This window comes from uncultured Phenylobacterium sp. (assembly GCF_902826855.1).
Classification (GTDB): Bacteria; Pseudomonadota; Alphaproteobacteria; order Caulobacterales; family Caulobacteraceae; genus Phenylobacterium.
In genome coordinates, this window is record NZ_CADEGK010000301.1 from 1 (window position 1) to 3,857 (window position 3,857).

Sequence of the window (3,857 nt, forward strand, 5' to 3'; positions counted from 1 at the left end):
CTGGCCCAGGCGCGCCGCGGCATCCCTGTCGCGCCAAAGCCGGTCGAAGGCCTCAGCCAGAGCGCGCGGCTCCGGCGCCACGACGAGGCCGTTGCGCCGGTCCTCCACGAGTTCGAGGACTCCGCCCGCGTCCGTCGTCGTCACGACCGCCTTCAGCGCGTGGGCCGCCTCCAGGGAGGGATAACCGTAGCTGTCTTCGTCGTGAGGCAGGTAGGCCGCACCTAGCGCGGACGCCAGCAAATCGGCCTTCTCGGCCTCAGAGATCCAGCGATCCTCGAAGCTGATCCGATCCTGGAGGCCAAGGGCTTGGATCCGGGCCTGCAAGGCTGCGCCGTAGGCAGGGCTGGCGCTCCGCCCGCAGAGCCTCAAGCGGACAGGGGTCCTCACGTGGGCCATGGCCTCGATCATGAGGTCCTGGCGCTTGTGGGGCTCCACGCGGCTTACCGCGAGGATTTCGTCGCCATAGCCATCGCAACGGAACCGCTCGGGCTTGTAAAGCGGCGGGTAAAGGGGTCGCGATTTCAGGCCGTTGTAGGCCTCAAGACGTTTAGAGACGACTTTGGAGTTGGTGTAGATCGCTCGCGCCTCGCCAAGGGTGGCAGTGTCGTAGTCACGCAGTGCGGCGCGGTGAGCAACGTCGCGCGGCACATCCGAACGCTTGCCGTGAGGCTTGTCCCAGAGGTCGTAGTAGACCCGGATGTGGTGAATGAACCACAGCCGCTTGTGCGGATGGCGAACGCCGTAGGCGGGCGGGCGGAAGGCGATAAGGCGGTCGCAGGCGTGCGTGAGATCCATTAGCCGATAGGCGGCCAATTGGTCGATAAGGCGGTCCGACCCGTCGGAAAAGGGCAGGTAGAAGCGCTCGACCTGGTGTCCGTGGGTAAGCAGCTCTTCCTCCAGCCACTCGACGATGAATCGGGCGCCGCCGTTGATGAAGGGCACGCAGGAGGAGAGGAGGGCGATCTTCACCCGCGTCAGGCCAGAACCTTGGCGAGGGCCACACCGATACGGTCGATGTCCTCTGCGGTCAGCGCGCCGAAGGTGGGCAGGTTCAGGCCCCTGGCCCCTGCGTGCTCGGCGCGGGGGAACGGCCCGCCGGCGCTTTCCTGATAGGGCGGCAGGGTGTGCATGGGATGGAAGACGGGACGGCTCTCAATACCGAGGGCGTCGAGTTCGGCGATCACCTGGTCTCGGTCCTTGGACACCTTGTCGGTGAGCATGACCGTGTACATCCAGTAAGCGTGCCGGGCCCAGGTCATGGACGTGGGGAGCACCAAACGATCCGTCATCTCAGATAGGCGCGCGTCATAGGCGTGGGCAACCCTGGCGCGGGCCGCGAGATGGTGGTCGAGGCGCTCGAGCTGACCCAAGCCGATGGCTGCAGCGATGTTTGTCATCCGGTAGTTGTAGCCGATGACCGGAAACCAATAGCGGCGCTGAGGGTCCATGCCCTGACCGCGATAGAGGCGCATCCGGGCTGCGAGGGCGTCGTCGTCGGTGGTGACCATCCCCCCCTCGCCTGTCGTGATGATCTTATTGCCAAAGAAGCTGAAGGTGGCGCAGTCGCCCAGCGCGCCGGCGGCGCGGTCCTTGTAGCGCGCGCCCACCGCCTCGGCTGCGTCTTCGACGACATAGAGATTATGCTGGCGCGCCAAGGCCAGGATGGGATCCATGTCCACTGGATGACCGTAGAGATGGACCGGCATTATGGCCCGGGTGCGTGGCGTGATCGCCGCCGCCACGGCGCTAGGGTCGATATTGAACGTTACGCGGTCGCAATCGACGAATACTGGGGTGGCGCCGCAATAGGTCACCGCATTGGCGCTGGCGATATAGGTCAGTGTGGGAACGATGACCTCGTCGCCGGGGCCTAGACCGAGCGCCACCAGCGCCAGATGAAGCGCCGTGGTGCCGTTGTTCGTCGCGACGGCATGGCGAACTCCGCAGGCTTCGGCGAAGGCGGTCTCGAACGCCTGGATGAAGCGACCCGCCGAAGAGATCCAGTTGGTGTCTAAGCACTCCAGCACATACTCGCGCTCGCGTCCGTCGAGGACAGGCGCGGCAACCGGGATTCGCGGAGACGGGGTCATGACGAAGCCTCTGGAGCAGGGCGGGCGCGAGCCACGCGGGCCGGGACGCCGAGAGCGAGGGTGTGGGACGGGATATCTGCGGTGACGCAGGCGCCGGCGCCGACCACGGCTGACGCGCCCACACGCACTCTAGGAATCACGCTGCAGCCTGCGCCGAGAAAGGCCAGAGGGCCGATATGGACCTCGCCGGCCAGGACGCCGCCGGGCGCCACATGACAGGCCTCGCCCAGGACGCAGTCGTGGTCGATCCGAGCGCCCGTGTTGACGATGGCAAGATCTTCGATACGCGCCTCGGCGTTGATCACGACGCCGGCCATCACCGCGATACCGACGCCCAGCCCGGCCGATGGCGACAGAACCGCCGCGGGGCTGATCGCGTTGACAAGCTGGTAGCCCAGCGCCTGCACGTGGCGCCCCATGCGGCGGCGCAGAAGGTTGTCGCCCAGCGCCACGAAGGCGAACTGATACCCGCCCTCGCGAAGCGCTTCCAAGCGTTGGTCATCGCCAATCACCGGAACGCCCAGCACTTGGCGCGGCGTGGGATCTGCATCGATCAAGCCGCCCACGACCTGGCCGCCGGCGCGCAGCAGTTCGATCACTACCTTCGCATGACCGCCCGCTCCCAAAACCAGAATGTCGTCGGTCACGCTACGATCTCTCGACCGCGCCAGTCGTCGAGCACACTGAGGAGGGTGTCGGCCCATGCGATGGTTGGAGTCCATTCCAACGCAGCGCACGCGCGTTGGGCGTCGGCGCATACGCAATTGACGTCATGGGGTCGCAGCCGAGCCTCTTCCTGGCGTACCATGATCGGGACCCGTGCCAGGCGAAGCATGTCCTGGAGGACATCGCCGATGGTTCTGGAAATGCCCGAAGCCAGGTTCAGGATCGCCCCCGGCGGTAGGGTGTCGAATCGCTGGAGGGCGGCCACATAGGCGGCGCACACGTCGCGCACGTCGAGGAAGTCGCGCGCCCGATCGAGCGCTCCGATTACGACCTCGCCGCCGCCGCGCGCCTCGGCCATTGCGATCTGGCGGGCGATATGAGGGATGACGAAATCGGCGGATTGACCAGGGCCGGTGTGGTTGAAGGGCCGCAGGCGCACGACCCTCAGGCCGTTCAACGCCCGCTCGCCCAGGGCAAGATCGGCGGCAGCCTTGGTGACGCCGTAGAGGTTGGCGGGCGCTAAGCGGCTGTCTTCGGTCAGGCGGTCTACGCCGTTGGCCGTCAAACCGTAGACTTCGGCTGTGGAGATGTGGATCAGCGGCGCTTGGGGCGCGCAGGCCTGCAGGGCGTCCGCCAGTTCCAGCGTGCCACGCAAGTTGATCGACCAGGCGGCTTCCGGATTGCGGAGCACGTGGCTCACATGGCTGACCCCGGCCAAATGCAGGCAGGCGTCTGGGCGTACTGCCTCCACGAGCGCAGCCGCGGCCCCCGGCGTCTGCAGATCGAGGCGTGCGGGCGACGTTCCGGCCTGTTGCTCCGACCCGGGCGAGGCGCTGATGATCTGCAGGCCTTCTCCGAAGGCGCGCTGCAGCGCCAGGACGAGGTGTGGACCGACAAACCCTGTGGCGCCGGTTAGCAGCACACGCTGGATGCGGGTTGTCATGCCGACCCGCCTTGTTGCAACCGCTTCAGGTCAGCGTCCACCATCTCGCAAATCAAAGCCTCCAAGTCCACGGTGGGCGTCCAGCCCAGGACGCGCTGCGCCTTGGACGCATCCCCCAGGAGCACGTCCACCTCGGCGGGCCGGAAGAGCGTATTTGA

Annotated in this window: 5 protein-coding genes; all 5 read right to left on the minus strand. The window is 66.5% G+C overall.

Going from position 1 to position 3,857, the window contains the following annotated elements:
- Positions 1-969, minus strand: a 969-nt coding sequence (locus tag QZV94_RS23710; protein ID WP_293682729.1) for a glycosyltransferase family 4 protein, incomplete at its 3' end; no start/stop codon positions are given.
- 5 nt (positions 970-974) lie between these two features.
- Positions 975-2,090 carry a DegT/DnrJ/EryC1/StrS aminotransferase family protein gene (locus tag QZV94_RS23715; protein ID WP_293682731.1) on the minus strand — a complete coding sequence of 372 codons (1,116 nt, stop codon included), beginning with the start codon at positions 2,088-2,090 and terminating at the stop codon, positions 975-977.
- Positions 2,087-2,737 (minus strand): acetyltransferase, encoded by a 651-nt coding sequence (locus QZV94_RS23720; RefSeq protein ID WP_293682733.1) that lies wholly within the window; start codon positions 2,735-2,737, stop codon positions 2,087-2,089. Before QZV94_RS23720 ends, QZV94_RS23715 begins: the two co-directional genes overlap by 4 nt.
- A complete protein-coding gene (locus QZV94_RS23725; protein WP_293682735.1) occupies positions 2,734-3,699 on the minus strand; it encodes an NAD(P)-dependent oxidoreductase in 966 nt (321 codons plus the stop codon). Before QZV94_RS23725 ends, QZV94_RS23720 begins: the two co-directional genes overlap by 4 nt.
- Positions 3,696-3,857, minus strand: a 162-nt coding sequence (locus QZV94_RS23730; RefSeq protein WP_293682737.1) for a GDP-mannose 4,6-dehydratase, incomplete at its 5' end; no start/stop codon positions are given. The genes QZV94_RS23725 and QZV94_RS23730, both read right to left, overlap by 4 nt.

Bases quoted from the DNA above. Each gene is read 5' to 3' on its own strand.
- QZV94_RS23725 (WP_293682735.1), bottom strand. From the start codon at position 3,699: ATGACAACCCGCATCCAGCGTGTGCTGCTAACCGGCGCCACAGGGTTT.
- QZV94_RS23715 (WP_293682731.1), bottom strand. From the start codon at position 2,090: ATGACCCCGTCTCCGCGAATCCCGGTTGCCGCGCCTGTCCTCGACGGA.